We start from the raw sequence: 1,986 nt of genomic DNA, 5'->3' as shown, positions 1-1,986 counted from the left end.
CGAGTCCGCGCGCCCGCTCGTCGGCGTCGATGGTCGTCGCGTCGGCCGTCTCGTGGACCCGTCCCGACGCGCGGCTCTCCAGCCCGCGGAACGCCGGCGTGGTCTCGGTCGTCTCCATACCGAGCCTTGCGGCGGCGGCGACTAATCGCTTCGCACTCGGCGCAACGAGGCGGCAACCGACCGCGGTGGCGCACGCCTGCGAGTGCCGTTTTAAGTACGCGAACAGCCCGCACGAGGGAGTCGCTACCGACCGATACGCCGCTGCGCTCTCATCCTGCCGCGAGGGCGACGGTGGCCGGGGGACGGATCACAGGAGGCGGTCAGCGGTCCGCTTCGCTCGCCTCTTCGCCCGCGCCCCGCAGTTTCGCGTAAGCCGGGGCGAGCAGGTAATCCGCGATGCCGAATCCGACGAGCGTCGCGGCCAACGGGATGGGGTCGAACCCGGCGTCGACCGCCGCGCTCACCATCCCCACCACTCCGGTAAAGCCGATCCCCAAGCCGATTCCGACGGTCCGCTTTCGTCGATGCTCGACTCCCCAGACGAGGAGTCCGGCGACGATCAACGTGACCCCGCTCACACTCGCGTTCGTGACGAACGACAGTCCGCCGAACGCGGTTCCGCCCAGTGCGAATCCGATCCCGAGGCGGCGGAGCTGTTCGACCTCGTCGATCTCCTGTTCGCTCATTCTGCTCGATAGTTCATCTCAGTTTATATATAACCACTCATGGGTACACGGATCCGGATCCGCTGCGTATCGTAGCTGTTTCGCTCTGTTGAATTACTATCCTTCAGATATATTCTTGCCTGAAACGTCTGGTCGCTGAAGAGTGCGAATTGACCACTTGTCGCTGCTCACACACGACGTGAGCCATTCATACGATGATAATTTTTGCCAAATAGTTCATGTTAGTGGGATGTATTCTGTGTCATATGGGGTTCCCCGATACTTCATTCAACTCGATGGCGATGTTGTTGATTGCTGCCTTCCTCGCCGGTAGTACAGGCGTTGTCATCCAGTCCATTATCGGTCGGCAGGAGGCGATCTTGGCGCAAGGGCTCATCTTTGCCATCTCATTTCTCGTTGGATTCGGCTTGGTATATGGTCCAAGCTTCATTCGTGCATACACATCATCAAGTGACAATAGGCAGCAATCAACATAGATATAGTCGGCTCTATTAAAAATCCTCAAATAATAATATATTCTGGCTTGGTTCGTTCAATATAGAAGTAACAGGCTCTGTTGAAATCCTATTCTTCAGACACATTCTCGCTTGAAACAGCCGGGGGATGAGAGCTGCGAGTGTATCAGAGTGTCTCGGTGGTAATCGACACATCACTTGGAGCAGTAACGGTGATTACGAGGGTCTGCTGCTCATCAGAGGGACTGAATGACACGGAATGTTCCGTAGTGACTCGCTCGTCGTCTTGATGAATTGTAGCGTCAATGGTGTACTCACAACGTTCAGAACGAGAAATCGGAATGACGTCATGGCGAATCAAGGGAGCTGCCGCAGCTATGTCCATGCTTTCAGTAATCGAGCCATCCTCAGACCGCCCGTCTAAGCGATACAGCCCAAAGTACTCCGCCCCACTGGGTGTTTAGATTCTGAGGGAGGCTTTCGATAGATTAGATACACCTGCGTCAGATGAACGAGAGGGCGTTGGTTGACTCGTCGGTTGGAGAGCCGAACACCCTACAATGGACGAAAACACCCCTACAAGGATGAGGAGCGTGGACCGTCTATTCATACAGTAATTTGTTTGTTAGTTCGGCATGAATCTTTTGGGTTGGTGAACAACGAAATTTAACACGGTGTTAGACTCACTTTCTGTACTGAGCGATTCGTGAGTCCCCTGTACTGAGCGATTAGGGGTGTAAAACCGTCAACAGAGGAGGGCTTCAACAAAGCCAGATGTTTCTTAATTAGCGACCGTCGAACGAAAAATGATCAGGATAAGAGTCCGCCGTCCGAGCGTTTCGTAT

General features: G+C 54.8%; 2 protein-coding genes. One reads left to right on the top strand and one right to left on the bottom strand.

The annotated features are described in order from the left end of the window. Positions 1-320: 320 nt before the first annotated feature. A complete protein-coding gene (locus tag BN903_RS08575) occupies positions 321-686 on the bottom strand; it encodes a hypothetical protein (protein ID WP_048077353.1) in 366 nt (121 codons plus the stop codon). Positions 687-931: 245 nt separating this feature from the next. Here BN903_RS08575 and BN903_RS08570 point away from each other — a divergent pair, with 245 nt between their 5' ends. Further along, on the top strand, positions 932-1,162 hold the full coding sequence (locus tag BN903_RS08570) for a hypothetical protein (RefSeq protein WP_048077352.1): 231 nt from the start codon (positions 932-934) through the stop codon (positions 1,160-1,162). The last annotated feature ends 824 nt before the right edge of the window (positions 1,163-1,986 follow it).

The sequence above is a fragment of the Halorubrum sp. AJ67 genome (genome assembly GCF_000513435.1).
This window is presented reverse-complemented; position numbering and strand designations above follow the sequence as displayed.

What these genes read in the sequence shown, in the direction of transcription:
- BN903_RS08570 (WP_048077352.1), top strand. Translation starts at nt 932, where the DNA reads ATGGGGTTCCCCGATACTTCATTCAACTCGATGGCGATGTTGTTGATT.
- BN903_RS08575 (WP_048077353.1), bottom strand. Translation starts at nt 686, where the DNA reads ATGAGCGAACAGGAGATCGACGAGGTCGAACAGCTCCGCCGCCTCGGG.